Source organism: Anaerobacillus arseniciselenatis, from assembly GCF_001865995.1.
GTDB lineage: Bacteria > Bacillota > Bacilli > Bacillales > Anaerobacillaceae > Anaerobacillus > Anaerobacillus arseniciselenatis.
Genome location: NZ_MLQQ01000001.1, coordinates 79,159 through 97,248 on the forward strand (window position 1 = coordinate 79,159; position 18,090 = coordinate 97,248).

The window sequence follows — 18,090 nt, forward strand, 5'->3', positions numbered from 1 at the left end:
ATATTTTTTTATAGACCTATAATTAGCAAATCAAAAATCAACACTATACTGAAGTAAGGTGTCAATAGGCTCTATCCCCCAATAATCAACAACATACACGTCTTTTCCGTCCCTAGCAATAAAAGATGTAAAATCATCCTGCTCGATCGTCCAAAGTTCATCTAAATTTTGGTTAGACTTTCGTTCGTACACCCCATGATACTGACGTTCTTTGACGAAAGTGGATACAAACGCATTTGCAATACTTTCAGTCCTTACTTCATAGCGTTCTGCCCAAATCGATGGTTTATAAAGAGGATCCTGTGCAATTTCTGCACTTTGCCGTAACTCAAATTGTCTCGGAACTAAAAAGCTTGAACCTTCCTTATAAAATTGACCTCCGTTTTGAGAATATCGAACATCTTCATAATTCTCCCCTTCTAAAATGTCCGATAGCTTTACAACCGAAATCTCCTCTTCAGGGATGGGTTTATAAGAACCATAGAACAGTAAATCCATAACTGGTATAAAAACACCTAAAGTAATCATTAAAAAACTTTTTAGCCTAAGTTTATTAAACTTTATTTTTGTCACTTTATTTCTTTGAAACTGATAGCCGCTTTTCAGTTTGCTACTCAATCTTGATAGATAAAAAACTCCGTGATACATTTTTAATACAATGTAGAAGAAAAACATAAATAGGACTAGCTGTAGTAGAACTATATTATCAAGAAAAATACTAATAGTATTATTTTTTAGCATTTTTAGTTGTAACCAAAATAATATACCCGCAAAAAAAGTAACACCAATGGTTTTCAATAAGTGACTTCTTTTTAAGACCGTTAACGATTGTGCATGTTTTAGAGGATCCGTATAAATTTCTTTACCTTCGACAAATTCCTTCGTTATTATACTTCCATTCTACTTTAGTATTTCTCCTTTTAGCCGAAAATTCGAAAAATCTTCTAAAAATTTTACGATCAACGCCTTATCGATCCAAAAAAGCACGATCGACTCGACCGTGCTTTTTTTTGTAATTCTCAACCAATTTTTAAATCTCAATAATAATCGGCAAAATCATCGGCTTTTTCCGCGTATTTTGGAAAATATATTGCCCTACCGATTTTTTAATACTGTTTTTCATCACATTCCACTTTGTTTCATTCGCTTCTAATAACTCGTTCGTCGTTTTTGTCATTATGCGATTTACATTTTTGATTAAATCGTCGGAATCTCCACCATAAACGAAGCCACGTGAAATTGTGTCCGGTCCAGAAACTAATTTTCCTTCAGCTTTACTAATCGTTAAAACACTTACGAGCATGCCGTCTTCAGACAATTGCTTACGATCTCTTAACACGATCTCTCCAACATCACCGACGCCAACCCCATCAACATACGTATTACCAGCATGGATTTTTCGTGTTTGGCGGGCAACCTCGTTTTCTATATCAACAACATCGCCATTTTTCATAATAAATGTATTACCTTGCTCAACGCCAACCGATTCCGCTAACATACGGTGATGGTACAACATGCGGTATTCCCCGTGAATCGGAATGAAATATTTCGGCCTCATTAATGTCAACATGAGTTTTAAATCTTCTTGATAGCCGTGACCTGATACATGCATTCCAGATGAACTTCCTGATCCGTAAATCACTTTTGCTCCAAGTGCAAATAAATTATCAATGATTTTCGAAACACCTTTTTCATTTCCAGGGATCGGTCCTGCTGCAAAAATCACCATATCATCCGCTAATACTTCAACTCCTCGAAAACTTCCGGTCGACAATCGGGAAAGCGCAGCCATCGGTTCTCCTTGACTTCCTGTACAAAGTATAGCTACATTCTGAGGATCCATGGCGTCAATCTCATCTTGATCAATCAACATTCCATCAGGAACCTCTAAATAGCCACGTTCCATCGCGACTTGAACGACATTAACCATGCTTCTTCCAAGTAGCGCGAGCTTGCGGTTCGTTACTTTACACGCATCGACGACTTGCTGCACACGATTGATATTTGAAGCAAACGTAGAGAGAATTACTTTGCGTGTCGCTTTTTTAAAGGCCTCTTCCACATGTTCTCCTACCATTTGTTCTGACGGCGTCAATCCTGGTCGCTCTGCATTTGTACTTTCTGATAAAAGAAGTAAGACACCACGCTTACCGATTTCCGCCATTTTATGAATATCAGAGTATTCATCATTTGCAGGGGTTAAATCAAACTTAAAGTCACCGGTATGTACGATATTCCCTTCAGGTGTGTTAAAAACAATCCCTAGGCAATCTGGAATACTGTGATTGACTTTGAAAAAGTCTACCTTAATATCACCAAATGTTAAGTTGGAGTCTGGATTAATTTCAACAAGTTCAGATTCCCTTAGCAATTTATGTTCCTTTAATTTTAATTCAATTAGCCCTAACGTAAAACGAGTCGCATAAACAGGTACATTTAATTTTTTTAAGAAAAATGGTGTTCCACCTATATGATCTTCATGACCATGGGTAATTATTAAAGCTCTAATCTTATCTTTATTTTCAACTAAATAGGAAATATCAGGAATGATTAAATCAATTCCTAATAAGCTTTCATCCGGGAACTTGTTACCACAATCGATGATGATAATATCATTTTCATATTGGATCGCATACATATTTTTTCCGATTTCATTTAAGCCACCTAAAGCAAAAATCGATAATCCATTATTTTTAGCACTCAAGTCAAACCCTCCCACAATTTAAATATTATTAGTAGTATGGCTTTTACGGGTTTTCTTTATGAGAGGGGATTTGGCGAACGAGCAACATACCTAACATTTTTACCAACTCAGTTGATCAGGGACCCCAAAATCACCCCATTCCAAACGTTGCTGTTTCTACAGTTTCAGTTTGCAAATTAAGGATCATTCAGACGCCTCCTCTTTAAACATCACTTCATATTCACCATAACCTTCTTTTTGTAAATCTTGTTTCGGAATAAACCGTAAAGCTGCAGAGTTAATACAATATCTGAGACCCCCTTCTTCTCTCGGACCATCATTAAAAACATGACCAAGGTGGGAGTCACCGTATTTGCTGCGCACTTCTGTACGGATCATGCCGTGAGCTTTATCTAATTTGTCGGTAATATGATAGTGGCTAATCGGTCGTGTAAAACTCGGCCAACCACATCCCGCATCATATTTATCTTTCGAACTGAAAAGAGGTTCTCCAGAAACAATATCAACATAAATTCCTTCCTCGTCATGGTCGTGAAACTCATTGGCAAACGGTTTTTCCGTCCCATTATTTTGTGTCACTTCAAATTGCACCGGTGAAAGCTCGGACTTCAGCTTGTTAAGGTCCTTTTCTACTCTCCACTTGCTTTCCGTAAAGTCTTTTCGGCCAGACCCTTCGTAATACTTTTTATAATGGAAAGAATTTTTTTTATAATAGTCTTGATGTTTTTCTTCGGCTCGGTAAAATGGCGTTGCCGGCAAAATATCAGTTACGATCGGTTTTGAAAATTTGTTGCTTGCCTCAAGAGCTCGCTTCGACTCTTCGGCTAACTTTTTTTGGTCTTCATTATGATAGTAGATCGCCGTTTTATATTGTTCACCACGGTCAAAAAACTGACCACCTTCATCGGTTGGATCAATATTGCGCCAAAAAATTTCTAATAATTTTTTATAAGGAAAAACCGTTGGATCAAACGTAATTTGAATCACTTCCCGATGCCCGGTGGTACCGGATACTACCTCTTCATATGACGGATTTTCAGTCGACCCACCAGAGTACCCTGATACAACTTCATGGATCCCAGGAAATTCATCAAACGGCTTCACCATACACCAGAAGCATCCTCCTGCAAACGTTGCTTTTTCTAAATGTTTATTCATCTAACGTCACCTCGGTTATTTTTTCGATCAAATTGAATGATACTAAACATTATATTTTATTAACTATCGATTTACAAAAATTCGAACTTTATGATAGTTGATTGGTGACGGCGCCGTCATGAGGGTTTTGTATGATAGATGGATAGACTTGTTCTTATGTGGGGAGGATTCCCAAACCAACAAACCAACTAGCCAAGCAACCAACTAGCCAAGCAACCAACCAGCTAACCATCCAACAAAAAAGGATACACATTCAATTAAATGAACGTGTATCCTTCGGTTCGGCAACATTAGCTTTCTTTTTATTAAGTTATGCTGCATCTGCTTGGTTTTTCTTGAACTTACTTGCAACCATTTGTCGTAAATAAGGAATTACCCAACGGTCACCACCGAATTTCCCTGCGTTATATCCTGCTGTTAAAACGAACATTGACAGTAATAACATCCAAGGGTTTGTTGAAACTGTGCCTGCAAACATGAATGAGAAGTTCATAACGACACCGAAGAACACTGCAGCTGTTGTGAGCACTCCTAAAATTAAGCCCAGTCCTACTAGTAACTCACCCCATGCAACCATAATGCTAAACAAGTCTGCATTTGGAAGTGCGAAATTTTCAATAAATGCGTGATACCTTGGATAAGTTTCCATCACTGTTTCGTTATTGACAACACCATTTAAATATCCACCTGCATTAAATGGATCACCTGTTACTTTTCCCCATCCCGCAGTTAACCATTGCCAACCTAAATATATTCTTAAAAATGTTAAAATACCTGCTGCATATACGTTATTTCTTAAAAAGTTCATAAACATAAGCTCATCACTCCTGGTTTTTATTTTTACTAATGAGTGAATTTCATAATTACCTAAATTGAGCCATATCAATCTATCTGTAGTTGCGAGCGGTTTAACGGAACTACAGATAATACTTAATGGGGAAAATATTGAATGATGAAATTCACTAATTTAATAGTTTATTGTTTTGTTTGTTTGTGTTAGTTAGCGCTATCTAACTTACTTTTATTATATTACATTACCTTGTGAATGAATGAGCAAATAGTGACAACTCTGTTACCTTTCCTTGAATAAATTGTGACAGTGCTTTTTATGTACAATCCGTCCCCCATTGCAGCCAGCAACGGAAGAGCACCAAAAACATACTGTAAAAAAAAAGATAATCCCCCATTCAATATAGGGCATTATCTCCTTTATATTATTACTATTTCGATAAAATCTCTAAGCAATCAACAATCTCAATAAAGATAATAGCGGACCTTCTAACTGAAAGATAACTTCGAACATACCTACTACCTCCAGAAAAGTTATTAAATATATTAGTGAGTGAATTTCATAATTACCAAAAATGAGCCACATCAAGCAATATATAGTTCACGAATGGTTTTAACGCTACTATATATTGATCATAGTGGAAAGAATAATGAATTATGAAATTCATTGTATTGTATAAAAAATTATAGCAATGACAAAGACAATTTGATACAGGTATATTCTGTTATTTAGGGAAACCTAGGTTTCCCTAAAACAATCTGTTAAAATCGCTACCCTACATTATTTTACCTAAGTTCTGTGCGTACCTCTTCTTTTAAGGTGCGGGCATCCTCGCTTTTAGAGCTTCCACCAAGTTTAAAGCGTACCACTATACGTGCCCGATACCTTCCTACTCCTGACCAAAATTAATTCCCAATACATTTTGTGCCCTTTCTGGATAGCCGGTGATGATTCCGTCGATATCGTACTTCAAAACTTCTCGCATGTTCCTTTCGATATTGACGGTCCAGACCCAAACTTCGCGGTTTTGTGCTCGGGCATTGTTAATAAACCGTTCAGTAAGCATTGTTTGGCGAATTGTATAAAAATCAACATCTAAATCAGCTAAGTTACCGGCTGACAAATATAAAATTTGTCCGATTTTTATATTGCTATTTAGCTTTCGAACGACTTGCAATGACGGATAGTCGAACGCTTGAACGTAAGCTTTGTCTTCCATTTCGTATTTTTCGATGATTCGAACGACTTCCCTCGCAAGATTTCCACTGGAGTCTCCCGGCTTTAAATCGACAATAAAGGTAACATTCTCTTCTTTAAACTCTTCAAACACCTCGTCTAAGGTTGGAATTCGCTCCCCGATAAACTCTTCTGAAAACATACGTCCAATATCAATTTTAGACAACTCGTCATACGTTAAATCTTGAACGCGTTCGGGAATATCTGCGACCCGTTGTAGCGTATCATCGTGATGTAAAATTACGACGTCATCTTTTGAGAGCATCACATCGAATTCGACGGCATCTACGCCTTTTTCAATCGCTGACTTAATGCTGCTCATCGAATTTTCCGGTGCATTGTACGCGTCTCCTCTGTGTGCCGCAACTTGAACATTCCATTGTAAATAAACGATATTATCATTTAACGTGTCGTTGATAAAAAACATTCCCGTAATAAAAACAAAAACGACTGAAGCCAGCGTATATTTTCTCCTTGTAAAAAAACGAACAATCCCGTTTTCAAATGTCATCAACCTATGATTACTGTATATGGTTAACTTATTAAATACGACATCACCTTGATTTTTATTAAACTCGTAAAATAATCTCGTGATGATAATGATGTTGATCGGTATTAAAAGAAGCGAAAACAAAATCATCATATAACTAGCAAATGTAATGAGATAATCTTTTATGATATTTCCGAATAATGCCGTTTCGGCGACTGTAGGAATATAAGAAAGTAAGGTCACCAACAAGAAACTAACGACAAAAATCATTACATTAAGAAGAAGTAAATTTAAAATAATTTGCAACTTATTGTATTTTGTAAGATTCCAACTACATTTCATTGCTTCTATGATCGTACGCTCTTCTATAAAAATATAATGAAGCGTAAAGATGTACCTTATTAAAACGAAAAGTGCTATTAAAAGGATCGCTAAAAATTGAAAAATCGAAAAATACGACGCGTCATAAACTACATTTGTTAAAAAAATAGGAAGATTAAAATCTAACAAAGCAGGGAACGTAGCAAACTCAATAAATGGGATAAAAAGTAACGTAAGAACAATTACTTGAAAAAATCCGAATCCAACTAACCGTGGTAATTTCCTCAACGTTGTTACAAAAGCATCAGACACGAAAATAGTTTTTGAAAAATACCTTTGTGCTGCAATTAAAATCATTACTCCAAATTCGATCAATAAAACAACCACAGCGAGAAAGCTAATCGAAATTAACGTAATCACCCCTATTGGGCTAAGCGCAATCGTATATACTTCTGCATTTAAAAGCGATCCCGTTCCTAAGATCCTTAACATCCGATTAAAAAGAAATGAAATAAGTGGAACAAAAAGAAAGCTCGTCAAAAGCATATATAGTAGTGCAAAAGAAAGATATTTTTTATATGAAACTTTAAAATCATCCAGACTATATTTTACAACGTCAAACATTTAATCACCTAGCCATATCGTCGATACTAATATTTCCCCAATAATTTTCATACTAAAACATTTTATCATTAAAAAGGGGAAACGTTTACTTTAAAAAATATTCTCCTTGAATAATAACAGGATGGTATTTCTCCTCTATTCATATGATATCTCCTTATGACGAGCGAGTTTAACTCCCCAGATGATTACTATAATTCCTATAGGCACCATTGTTAGTCCGCTTATAATCGTACTTAAATTTAATATTTCGTTTTTCATTGTTAAACCAATAAAGGCTACTATAGATAAAAAGCCAGATAACCATAACAATACGCCTACCGCTTTTGGGATACCTTGTTCAAATAACAGTTTAAATCCTATGAGTAGTGCACTTAAGGCAAAAAAAGTGTATCCTAACTGATTTAAGAAATAAGAAACTGAATTTGAATTCTCAAAAAACCATAGACTAGCCTCGGAAAAATTCGCGTCATTGAGGTAACTTTGCAACAGAGTATATTGAGACGCATAAGCAATACTAACCAAAGTTACATATGGAGCTAATAGAAAAACTCCAAATATATTAAGGATTGGCGTTTCCTTTTTCGTTTTAATAAATAGCGCAAGGGTAATCATTATAAAAGAAGTTGCTGGTGCAATAAAGGAAGCAATGACAAAATTAATCATATACATACTTGGATTGTCAGCAATGGATAAAAGTTGATCATGTAAATTCCCAGTCGTTTTTGACAAAACCATAAAAATCGGCCATAACAGAATAACAATAGTAAATAACGTTCCCCCTAAGATCATGGCAAAGTATGTTTTTTTCGATAACGAATGACTGTTCAAGTTATTCCTCCTCCTAATAACCTCATCAATGGCTTAAGGTGCTGGTTCCATTTTCTATTTTTCTACAATTAGATACCAAAACTTTTAACGAATTCGCACTCGTGTACCAATCGGAACGATACTCGCCAGCTCCTCAACATCATGGTTAAACATTCTTATACATCCTCTCGAAACCGCTCGCCCTATTGATGAAGGGTCATTGGTTCCGTGGATACCATAATGTTTTTTTGAAAGTGACATCCACATCGTTCCGAATGGTCCCCCAGGATTAGGCGCCTTATTTATGATGACATAATCTCCTAACGGTGTTTCATGCAAAATACGGCCGACCGCTATCGGATACGTTTTGATCATTATATCATTTTGAAACAATGTTAACGTGCGATTGGAAATCGAAACATTGATTGAATATGGAATTGTCACGGGATTAGGCAACCCTGGTATAATAATACGTTGTCCTACAAAAAGTAGATCTGGATTTGCTATTAGGTTAGCATTAACTAACGTTTGAAAAGGAACACGATAGTTCTCAGAAATCCCCCATAACGTTTCACCTGGCAATACGACATGTTCATACATTTGTTGATCTCCTCCTAGTTCATATATCTGTTATATGTATATTGGAGATTCTATGAGAAAAGAATAGAACGTCTGCTATGTGGAATAAAATGAAAACCTTCAATTGCGAAAAGCCCATTGACATGGTCAATTATGAAAATAAAACAAATGTGCTCGACACTTACAATCGGATGAGCCGAAGCCCCGAACAGGAATACTAGCTTTATTCTCTTTCATTAACCTATGAAATAGCCGGCATTCTCCTTCATCTCCCGAATACGTTTCAATCTCAACGATCTCAACAAAAGGTCGTAAGTAATCAAAATGCCAGCGCTGTTTTTTCTCTATAATAATGTGCCTTTCAATTCGTGATTGAATATTTCTTTTCGCACTGCCGACATAGACATAAATCCCTTTTTGGAAAGTAAATGTACCTAACTTTCCTATCGTAATGTCCGGCGTGTCTTCGTTCATAATCGTTTTTATCGAATAAAGCGTATGATCTGCTTCAATGTTTATTGGGTTCGTCATAAAAGTTTAATCCTTTTAAATATTTTCATCGTTAATTCTTTCATCAATTCACCTTGTCAATGTTCTCTTTTTATTTATTTTCGAACATCCTCTTATACTTCAATCCTTGTCTATGTTAGTAATCTTTTCTAAATAATATTCTACAAGATCAGGATACTCTTCAAGCTCTTGTTTCCCTTTTTCACTAATGACATACGTCCCTCTTTTAATTCGATCAAACCATTGATAAAAGTTTTTAGTTAAGATGGAAGATGTTTTCGTTCCCGTTCCCATATCCCTTAGTGCTTTCGGAGATAACGGACCGATCTTTTCTAGGTAACAAGCAATTTGGATACAGTTCTCTTTATAGGCGGTCATTATTTTCTTCCGACTGCTACCCCCTACATTAAAATCAGCGCTACGCCCATCGATTTCTTTTAATACCGTTTCTTTTTTTCGTTTGTTTTGACGGATACTTTTTTTTCGGTCAAATGGGGTAGGGTGAAAAATGATATCCGTTCTTTTTCGTTTCCCTGTCATCGAAACTGTAATAAACCCTAGCTCTAACCTTCTTATTAAATGGCAAAGGTCATTCCAACGCTTCGATCGTAAACTATACTTCGGTCTTGGGATTGCTATGTAGACGAGGTCGGTTAGACGCTGCCTTTTCGTTGCTTGCACGAGAAGATCAACACTTAGGGTAAGTTTTAGTTCAATAACGACTAATTCATCATCTTTCACTGCTGCTATATCACAACCTTTTACCTCTCCGTAAACTTCATAGCCATCTTTTATAAAATATTTTTGAATCGGTTCATACAAATCTGATTCATATAATTTCTTTTTTTCGGTCATAAAAATAAAACACCATCCAGTTTTAATTATCGCTTAACCTTATACTAACGGTTTTCCAGTTTTCGCACTAGCCGTTAGCTGATCATTAAATAATTCAAATAAATTCCTAAAAATCCTTCTTTACCTTATTAAATAGTTTAAAGAGGCTGGGACAAAAGTGTCTGACACCACGTGGATCCTACTAAATATAGACGTAAAGATTTATTTTATGTCTATATTCAGTGTCTAGCGGTGTCTGACACTTTGTTTTGTCCCAGCCTCCTGTGCTGAAAATAATAAATATTAATTTCTCGAGTTGCCTCTACCTCTGTTTTGGTTTCTTCCTTTACCTTTTCCTGGCCTATCATCTTTGGCTTTTTCTTTCAGCTCTTTTTCGTTCTTTTCTTTTTCTTTTTCTTTCTGTTCTTTTTCTTTGCTTTGGTTATTTTTAAAATCATCTTGATAATTCACAGGTTTTTGAAATGGTCGTACTTCTGTATTTTGTAAAGCCTCTGACATAATTGCTTGGAAAATTTTCGCTGGATGGTTTCCGCCTGTCGATGACATCACATGGTTTGGATCAAGTTTGTCATACCCAACCCAAACGGCGGTCACTAACTCCGGAGTATAACCAACAAACCAGGCATCTCTCGCCCCTGATACTCCTTGAAAAGCAGAAGTTGACGGCAATTGAGTTGTACCTGTCTTCCCGGCAGTCGGTCGATTTAAGGCTGCATTTCTCCCCGTACCTTCTTCAACAACGCCCATCATTATTTGTGTCATTGTATATGCATTTTCTGGTTTCATCACTTGAACTTTCTCTCGCTTTGCTTCAAATAATATTTCACCAGAGCTAGAAGTTACTCTTTTAATCGCGTGGGCTTCGTTTACCGTTCCTAAGTTAGGAAACATACTAAATGCTTGTGCCATTTGTAACGGCGACACCCCGTTCGTTAAGCCACCGAGAGCTAAACTTAAGTTTCGGTCTTCTTGATGTAAAGGGATCCCCGACTTTTGTAAAAATTCAAAACCTGCACTAATTCCAATTTCATTCAACAATACAACGGCTGGAACGTTAATCGAGTGAACTAACGCATCATAAAAAGACACTCTCCCTTGGTAACGGTCATTAAAATTTTTAGGTGAATAACCGTTAAAATCTAGTCTTCTATCAACGATCTGGACATTTGCCGAAATGCCACTTTCTAACGCTGGGGCAAAAGCTGCCAAAGGTTTAATCGCAGAACCGGGCTGTCGCTCTAACTGTGTCGCTCGGTTAAAACCGCGATACACATGATTACCACGATAGCCGACAAGGCCACGAACACCACCACTATAAGGATCGACAACGACTGATGCACTTTGGACAAGTTCGTCACCACTATTTACTGGAAACAATTCATCCGTCGTATAAGCGGTTTCGATCGCCTCTTGCACAGCTGGATCTAAATGGGTGAAAATATTCAAACCACCCGTTAAAATTTCTTCTTCACTAAAACCATAACTAATCGCTTCTTCAATGACATAATCTACGTAACTAGGATATTTCCCTCTTAATCCTTCAAGCTCCCAATCTCGCAAATGAACTTTTTCGTTGATCGCTTGTTCGTATTCACTTTTACTCAAGTAATCTTGATTGTAAAGTAAGTTGAGTACAAGATCACGACGCTGTTTCGCTTTCTCCTCATTTTGAAATGGTGAATAGTGAGTCGGTGCTTTCGGTAATGCCGCCAAAAGAGCTGCTTCCGTTAAAGTGATGTCTTGAACGTCTTTTCCAAAATAAATGTTCGCCGCATCTTGAATCCCCCACGTCCCTTCTCCAAAATAAATTTGATTTAAGTACAATTCGAGAATGGTTTCTTTACTATATTCACGTTCAATTCTGTAGGCCGTAACAACCTCCTGAAACTTTCGGCTGTAAGTACGATCTGAAGTAAGGAATAAATTTTTCGCTAACTGCTGAGTAATTGTACTCCCGCCTTGAACAACGGAACCCGCTCGATAGTTTCGCCAAGCTGATCTTGCAATCCCTCGAACATCAACGCCCGAATGGTCAAAAAAGCGTTGATCTTCAACAGCAACAATCGCATGAATGACTTCTTCAGGTATGTCAGATAATTGCACATACGTAAACCTTGCCGAGGACAGTTCAGAAACAACCTCGCTATTTTTATCAATAATAACCGTAGGCTTTGGCAACGGCTCTTCTAACTTACTAAGATCTAACTTTGAAGCATCGGTGACATACTTAGTTAAAGTAATCGCCACACCTATCATTAAAACGACAACTAGCATTAATATTGGTATAACTAACCGACGCACCTTATTCAATACGTTCATGGTGTAAGCACCTTCCTTTAATCGCAGTAATAATATTTGAAAAACTTGGTTTATCGCAAATGCATGCAAAATCTCGGTTTTCTTATATTATCTAACGATCACTCTTATAAATTTTTTTGTGAAAAAAACAAAAAAACACATGCTAAAAGAACTGTACGTATGTAGTTCATTATTTTAGAGGGGGTGTTACTTAACTTTTTAGAAAAATAAAAAAATCCTTACCGTCAGTATTTCTGTTAACAGTAAGGATTTAAAGGCGCTTAAATTATTTATTTTTGCGAGCGCTATTGACCTCTTTAATAATTTTTAAGCTTTCAACTAGTCCAGGGAGCTTATCGAAATTTTCCTTCTCATTATGTTCTAAAATTTCATTAAAACGCCTTTGAATAACCTCTTCGACTATTTCTAATGACGCATGATTAGTCATAGGTATACACCTCTTAAAATCATTTGTTTATTTTTATGTTTTCTTTGCGAAGATGGTTCATAAAAAGATTAGAATCCCTACGATTAGACTAGAAATGAATGACTGATCGATTTGTCGAATAACTATGTTGGAAAATGTTCTTTCCTGCGCTTTCCCGGGAAACGTCTCCCCTCCTGCTTCCAGATAGTGCTCCACTATGCTAAAATTCAATTACTACTTTTTTGGAAAAACAAAGAAAGGAAGAAACCGATGCTAAAAAAATTTACTTTACAAACAAATTCTCGTGATGAGATGCTAGATGTCACACATGAAGTACAACAATTTATTAATGAAAATAAAATTACAAACGGCGCTGCAATAGTGTATTGTCCTCATACAACGGCTGGGATTACGATTAACGAAAATGCCGATCCCGATGTGAAACGCGACATGCTTCGGCGTTTTGATGAAGTGTATCCTTGGGATCAAAAATCAGATCGGCACCTAGAAGGCAACACAGCGGCCCATATGAAAGCAAGTACGGTAGGTCCATCACAGCACGTAATTATTGCCGATGGAAGTTTACTTCTCGGCACGTGGCAAGGAATTTATTTTTGCGAATTTGACGGCCCGCGGAATCGTACTTTTTATGTGAAATTCATATCATAAACTCTAAAGGTGCTTCGATAAGAAAAATGTGTGTACAAGAAGGTTTTGCGTGTCCTTAGCAGTTTGTCTCCTAGTTGATTTTTCGAAGTTCTTGTTCCTTCTTTTAGTAGAAACTAGACAGGTAAAGGTCACGTAAGAAAATCTTGCGTGACCTTTTGTAGATGTGTCCCTCAGTTAGAGCGCGCACATTCCTATGCTTTACTCTCCGTTTTGTTACTCCTATATTACAGAATTTGTAATATACTGGCATCAATCACTGTGTTACTAAACCCTTACTAAAATCTACTACTCTTTTACCCGCAACAATCGTAAACTATTTAACGTTACTAGTAATGTTGCACCCATATCTGCAAAAATCGCTAACCATAACGTTAGCCAACCTGGAACGATCAATAGTAGTGCCAATGCTTTAATGGCTAATGAAAACGTAATGTTTTGTTTTATAATCGCTAATGTTCTTCGGCTCAACTTAATCGTATAAGGTAATTTACTTAAATCATCAGACATTAACGCAATATCAGCGGTTTCTAATGCTGTATCTGTACCTGCTCCCCCCATCGCAACTCCTAAAGTTGAAGCTGCAAGGGCCGGGGCGTCATTCACTCCATCGCCTACCATCGCGACACTTTGATGCTTTGATTTAAGTTCCTTAACCATCTTTAATTTGTCTTCAGGTAATAAATCCGCTTTTACGTCAGTAACACCAACTTTATCGCCGATGGTTTTAGCAGTTCGTTGGTTATCCCCTGTCAGCATTACTGTTTTTTCAATCCCCGTTTGATAAAGTTTTTGAATAACTTCTTGCGATGTTTCTCTCACTTCATCGGCGATTGCGAATAATGAAAGGATTTCATTTTCCGATGCCAACGCAATGACTGTTTTTCCTTCTAATTGAAGCTCAATCATCTTTTGTTTTTTAGCTCTGTCCATTTCGCCATGTAATTGTTCAATAAAGGTTGGACTTGCGACATAATAAAGCTCATTATTTACTTTAGCCTTAACCCCGTTACCTGTCAGTGATTGAAACTGTTGAACCGAAAAATCATCTATTCTTATGTCGCTCTCATCTGCTTTTTTTACAATCGCAGAAGCTAGTGGATGCTCAGAGCCCTTTTCTATCGCCGCCGTGATCGCCAGTAACTCTCGCTCATTTTTTCCAAATGAGATAATATCAGTGACCGCAGGAACTCCTTTTGTTAATGTTCCGGTTTTATCAAAGGCAATTACTTTTAAGGTACCTGCTTCTTCTAAATGAATGCCACCTTTAATGAGTACTCCATGTTTTGCTGCGTTCCCAATCGCGGTAACAATCGATACTGGAGTAGAAATGACTAAGGCACACGGACAACCGACGACGAGTACTGCTAGCCCACGGTAAATCCATTCACTCCAGACTCCCCCGAAAAATAAAGGTGGGACCACCACGAGTAAAAAGGCAAAAATGATAATTGCAGGCGTATAGTATTTCGCAAAGCGATCTATGAATTGTTGCGTTGGTGCCCGTTCTGCTTGTGCTTCTTCTACTAAATGAATGATTTTTGATAAAGTTGTATCTTCTACCCGCTTTGTTACTTTAACTTCTAGCAAGCCTTCACAGTTCAATGTCCCGGCAAACACTTCATCACCCGTCGTTTTAGTCACGGGAACACTTTCACCCGTAATTGCCGCTTGATTGATCGTTGATACGCCTTCAATGACATCACCATCCATCGCTAACTTCTGTCCTGGTTTCACGATCATAATGTCGTTAACTTGAATATCGTCAACCGAGACGATGAACTCTTTATTTCCACGCCGGACTAGTGCTTCTTTCGGAGCAATATCCATTAACGATTCAATCGATTGTCGCGCTTTATCCATTGAATAACGCTCTAATGCTTCACTAATCGCAAAAAGGATGACAATAACTGCTCCTTCTCCCCATTCGCCAATGGCTGCCGCTCCTAAAATGGCCACCGTCATTAATGTTGCCATATCAAAATTTAGGCGAATTAAATTTTTAAAACCTTTAATAAATAAGGAATAACCACCGATTAAAATCGCCGCTGCGTATCCTACTGTCGGGATGATATGACCCTCACCGTAATGAAGGCGGAGAAAAAAACTTATCATTAAAATAAGTGCAGCGATATACACTTTAAAGTTTGCTTTTTGTTTCCAAAATGGGGTTCGCTCGATTTTCTCTTGCTCAGCGTAAAGCTTTAAATTTTCAAAGGCACCAGCTTTCTCTAACTCATTGAGGGTCGCTTCTCCGTATACCGTAATTTTAGCTGCTCCAAAATTTACTTTTGCGTCCAAAACACCATCCAGGTGTTTTACGTTCGTCTCGAACTTTTTCGCACAGCTTGCTCAAGTAAATCCTTCAACGCGATATGTTTTCTCTTGTTCGTTCCCCATTTAAATCATCTCCTGGTGATGCTCTAAAGCAATTAAAATAAGTTGTTTCACATGATCATCATCTAATGAGTAAAAAGCTAATTTACCTTCTTTTCGATATTTTACTAAGCCTCGCTTGTGCAGTGTTCGTAAATGATGTGAAGCTGTCGCAACAGTAGCCCCAATAATGGTAGCAATATCACAAACGCATAGCTCTTCTTCGAGACATAACGCGTAAGCAACTTTTGCACGTTTCTCATCTGCTAACGCCTTAAACAATTGCGAAACGCCTAATAAATCTTCATTATTTAATTCCTCTGTAATTTGCTCTACTTTGTCTGCATCAAAACAATAAATGTCACAAGTATCAATTTTACTCACTATTCTCAACCCTCTTTCATTCAAATGAACGTTTGATTCTAGTTTATCATTATCGCTTGTATACATTCAAATATAAATTTGAATGATAATGAAATTTAGGCAAAAATACTAAAAAAACACCGAGATAGGTGTTTATAATAGTAAGCTGCCAACGCCTGCCTTTTTGCTAACCAGGTTTTGAATGATAAAATTCATTAAATTGGCATTCCTCTTTTCATAAATTGGAACACAATAAAAGAATTCCAATCAAAATACTTTTCTATTAAAATAGTATCGTGGTAAAATAGTAAAGTATGCTTTATGAAAATGGAGGTTAATCAAGTGGGAAAAAGAATATTATTTTTTATTTTAACAAATATTCTCGTCATGACGACGATTATCATCGTCTGGTCGCTAATCACACATTACACTGGAATTAGTGGGTCATTTGAAGACGGGAGTGCTGGTTTAGGGATTGATTTTGTTTCCCTAGGGGTATTTAGTTTATTAGTTGGTTTTGCTGGGTCGTTTATCTCTTTAGGAATGTCTAGATGGATGGCTAAAAAGATGATGAAAGTAAAAGTACTAGACCCAGATGGTCCTCTATCTGCACATGAACGCTCTGTCGTTGAAAAGGTTCATCGCTTATCACGTGCAGCAGGACTTGCTCACATGCCTGAAGTCGGAATTTATCAGTCTCCTGAGGTTAATGCTTTTGCGACTGGTCCTTCAAAAAAACGTTCACTCGTAGCTGTTTCATCTGGTCTATTAAACAATATGGATGATGCTGCTGTAGAGGGTGTTATCGCCCATGAAGTAGCTCACGTTGCTAACGGCGATATGGTTACAATGACGCTATTACAAGGTGTTGTTAATACATTCGTTGTCTTTTTCTCAAGAATTGCAGCGATTCTTGTATCACGCTTCGTTCGTGAAGAAATGAGATTTATCGTTCAATTTGCAGCGATTATCATTTTCCAAATTTTGTTCTCAATCCTTGGAAGTATTGTCGTTATGGCCTTCTCTCGTTACCGCGAATACCATGCTGACCAAGGTGGTGCGGATTTAGCAGGCCGTGATAAAATGGCTCATGCTCTTCGTTCGTTGAAAGCGCACGTCGATCGTGCAAACGTTAGTAACCATACTGACGATTCAGCAATTCAAACAATGAAGATCAGCGGTAAAGGCGGCATGATGAAGCTGTTCTCTTCTCACCCTGATTTAGATGACCGAATTGCACGCTTAGAACAGCGTTAATTTGATAATTGAAACGGAAAACCATGCTACATTTATACACTTCGGTTTTTCGTAGAAAGTGTGAAAGAGAGGTGCAAATTTGCACCTCTCTTTTATTATAACTATAGGAGTTTATTATAGTGGGTAAGTCCCCCCCTCTAATCGTAAACTTATTACATTATTTATGGAGCAGAATGGGAATGGTGTACAGTGTGGGGGAAGCGCGCAGTATCGTGTTGCTTCGTATTACGGGAGACTGTACAGTAGAAATGCGCTCTTTCTAACACTGGATTACTCTTCTCTGGTTTTGAACTCAGAAGAGTAATCATTCCGGCGTTTTGATTTCTCTTCTCCTGTTTTGAACTCAGAAGAGTAATCATTCCGGCGTTTTGATTACTCTTCTCTGGTTTTAAGTCGAGAAGAGTAATCATTCGAGTGTTTTGATTTCTCTTCTCTGGTCTCAAACTCAGAAGAGTAATCATTCCGGTGTTTTGATTACTCTTCTCTGGTTTTGAACTAGGGAGAGAAATCATTTGTGCGTCAATACATGTATTGATACGCGAATTTTACAGATGCTGTAATTTTGGTGCATCAATCCTTGTGTTCAAGCGTATGTTTTACATTGCAAAAGGTTTGGGTGGCATCTTTTC

15 protein-coding genes are annotated in these 18,090 nt (G+C 37.3%); 2 read left to right on the plus strand and 13 right to left on the minus strand.

Annotated features, from left to right (window positions below):
- Nucleotides 1-30: 30 nt before the first annotated feature.
- The 11 genes from BKP35_RS00505 to BKP35_RS19275 all read right to left on the minus strand — a co-directional run bounded on the left by BKP35_RS00505 (nt 31) and on the right by BKP35_RS19275 (nt 12,820).
- Nucleotides 31-618 (minus strand): hypothetical protein, encoded by a 588-nt coding sequence (locus tag BKP35_RS00505; RefSeq protein ID WP_169819106.1) that lies wholly within the window; start codon nt 616-618, stop codon nt 31-33.
- A gap of 412 nt (nt 619-1,030) precedes the next feature.
- Nucleotides 1,031-2,704 carry a ribonuclease J gene (locus BKP35_RS00510; RefSeq protein WP_071311436.1) on the minus strand — a complete coding sequence of 558 codons (1,674 nt, stop codon included), beginning with the start codon at nt 2,702-2,704 and terminating at the stop codon, nt 1,031-1,033.
- A gap of 183 nt (nt 2,705-2,887) precedes the next feature.
- The gene (gene msrA, locus BKP35_RS00515) at nt 2,888-3,862 is read right to left on the minus strand and encodes a peptide-methionine (S)-S-oxide reductase MsrA (RefSeq protein ID WP_071311437.1); all 975 of its coding nucleotides are present in this window, start codon (nt 3,860-3,862) and stop codon (nt 2,888-2,890) included.
- Nucleotides 3,863-4,172: 310 nt separating this feature from the next.
- Entirely contained in the window at nt 4,173-4,676 is a 504-nt protein-coding gene (locus tag BKP35_RS00520; protein WP_071311438.1) for a DoxX family membrane protein, read from the minus strand.
- 865 nt (nt 4,677-5,541) lie between these two features.
- The gene (locus BKP35_RS00525) at nt 5,542-7,323 is read right to left on the minus strand and encodes a glycerophosphodiester phosphodiesterase family protein (protein ID WP_071311439.1); all 1,782 of its coding nucleotides are present in this window, start codon (nt 7,321-7,323) and stop codon (nt 5,542-5,544) included.
- A gap of 135 nt (nt 7,324-7,458) precedes the next feature.
- The gene (locus BKP35_RS00530) at nt 7,459-8,151 is read right to left on the minus strand and encodes a DUF4386 family protein (protein WP_071311440.1); all 693 of its coding nucleotides are present in this window, start codon (nt 8,149-8,151) and stop codon (nt 7,459-7,461) included.
- Between the two features lie 84 nt (nt 8,152-8,235).
- Nucleotides 8,236-8,730 carry a L,D-transpeptidase family protein gene (locus tag BKP35_RS00535; RefSeq protein WP_071311441.1) on the minus strand — a complete coding sequence of 165 codons (495 nt, stop codon included), beginning with the start codon at nt 8,728-8,730 and terminating at the stop codon, nt 8,236-8,238.
- Between the two features lie 126 nt (nt 8,731-8,856).
- Nucleotides 8,857-9,240, minus strand: a complete 384-nt coding sequence (locus BKP35_RS00540; protein WP_071311442.1) for a GIY-YIG nuclease family protein — start codon at nt 9,238-9,240, stop codon at nt 8,857-8,859.
- Between the two features lie 99 nt (nt 9,241-9,339).
- The gene (locus BKP35_RS00545) at nt 9,340-10,074 is read right to left on the minus strand and encodes a DUF2161 domain-containing phosphodiesterase (protein ID WP_071311443.1); all 735 of its coding nucleotides are present in this window, start codon (nt 10,072-10,074) and stop codon (nt 9,340-9,342) included.
- Nucleotides 10,075-10,356: 282 nt separating this feature from the next.
- Nucleotides 10,357-12,393, minus strand: a complete 2,037-nt coding sequence (locus tag BKP35_RS00550) for a transglycosylase domain-containing protein (protein WP_071311444.1) — start codon at nt 12,391-12,393, stop codon at nt 10,357-10,359.
- 265 nt (nt 12,394-12,658) lie between these two features.
- Nucleotides 12,659-12,820 (minus strand): hypothetical protein, encoded by a 162-nt coding sequence (locus BKP35_RS19275; protein ID WP_169819107.1) that lies wholly within the window; start codon nt 12,818-12,820, stop codon nt 12,659-12,661.
- Nucleotides 12,821-13,069: 249 nt separating this feature from the next.
- On the opposite strand from BKP35_RS19275, the gene BKP35_RS00555 reads away from it, so the two are divergent.
- On the plus strand, nt 13,070-13,468 hold the full coding sequence (locus BKP35_RS00555) for a secondary thiamine-phosphate synthase enzyme YjbQ (RefSeq protein ID WP_071311445.1): 399 nt from the start codon (nt 13,070-13,072) through the stop codon (nt 13,466-13,468).
- Nucleotides 13,469-13,753: 285 nt separating this feature from the next.
- On the opposite strand, the gene BKP35_RS00560 is transcribed toward BKP35_RS00555, so the two are convergent.
- Complete coding sequence (locus tag BKP35_RS00560) at nt 13,754-15,865, minus strand: heavy metal translocating P-type ATPase (RefSeq protein ID WP_084031384.1); 2,112 nt, start codon at nt 15,863-15,865, stop codon at nt 13,754-13,756.
- Complete coding sequence (locus BKP35_RS00565) at nt 15,866-16,225, minus strand: ArsR/SmtB family transcription factor (RefSeq protein ID WP_071311446.1); 360 nt, start codon at nt 16,223-16,225, stop codon at nt 15,866-15,868.
- 321 nt (nt 16,226-16,546) lie between these two features.
- Between BKP35_RS00565 and htpX the strand changes: the two genes are divergently transcribed.
- Complete coding sequence (htpX, locus tag BKP35_RS00570) at nt 16,547-17,461, plus strand: protease HtpX (protein ID WP_071311447.1); 915 nt, start codon at nt 16,547-16,549, stop codon at nt 17,459-17,461.
- Nucleotides 17,462-18,090 lie beyond the last annotated feature (629 nt).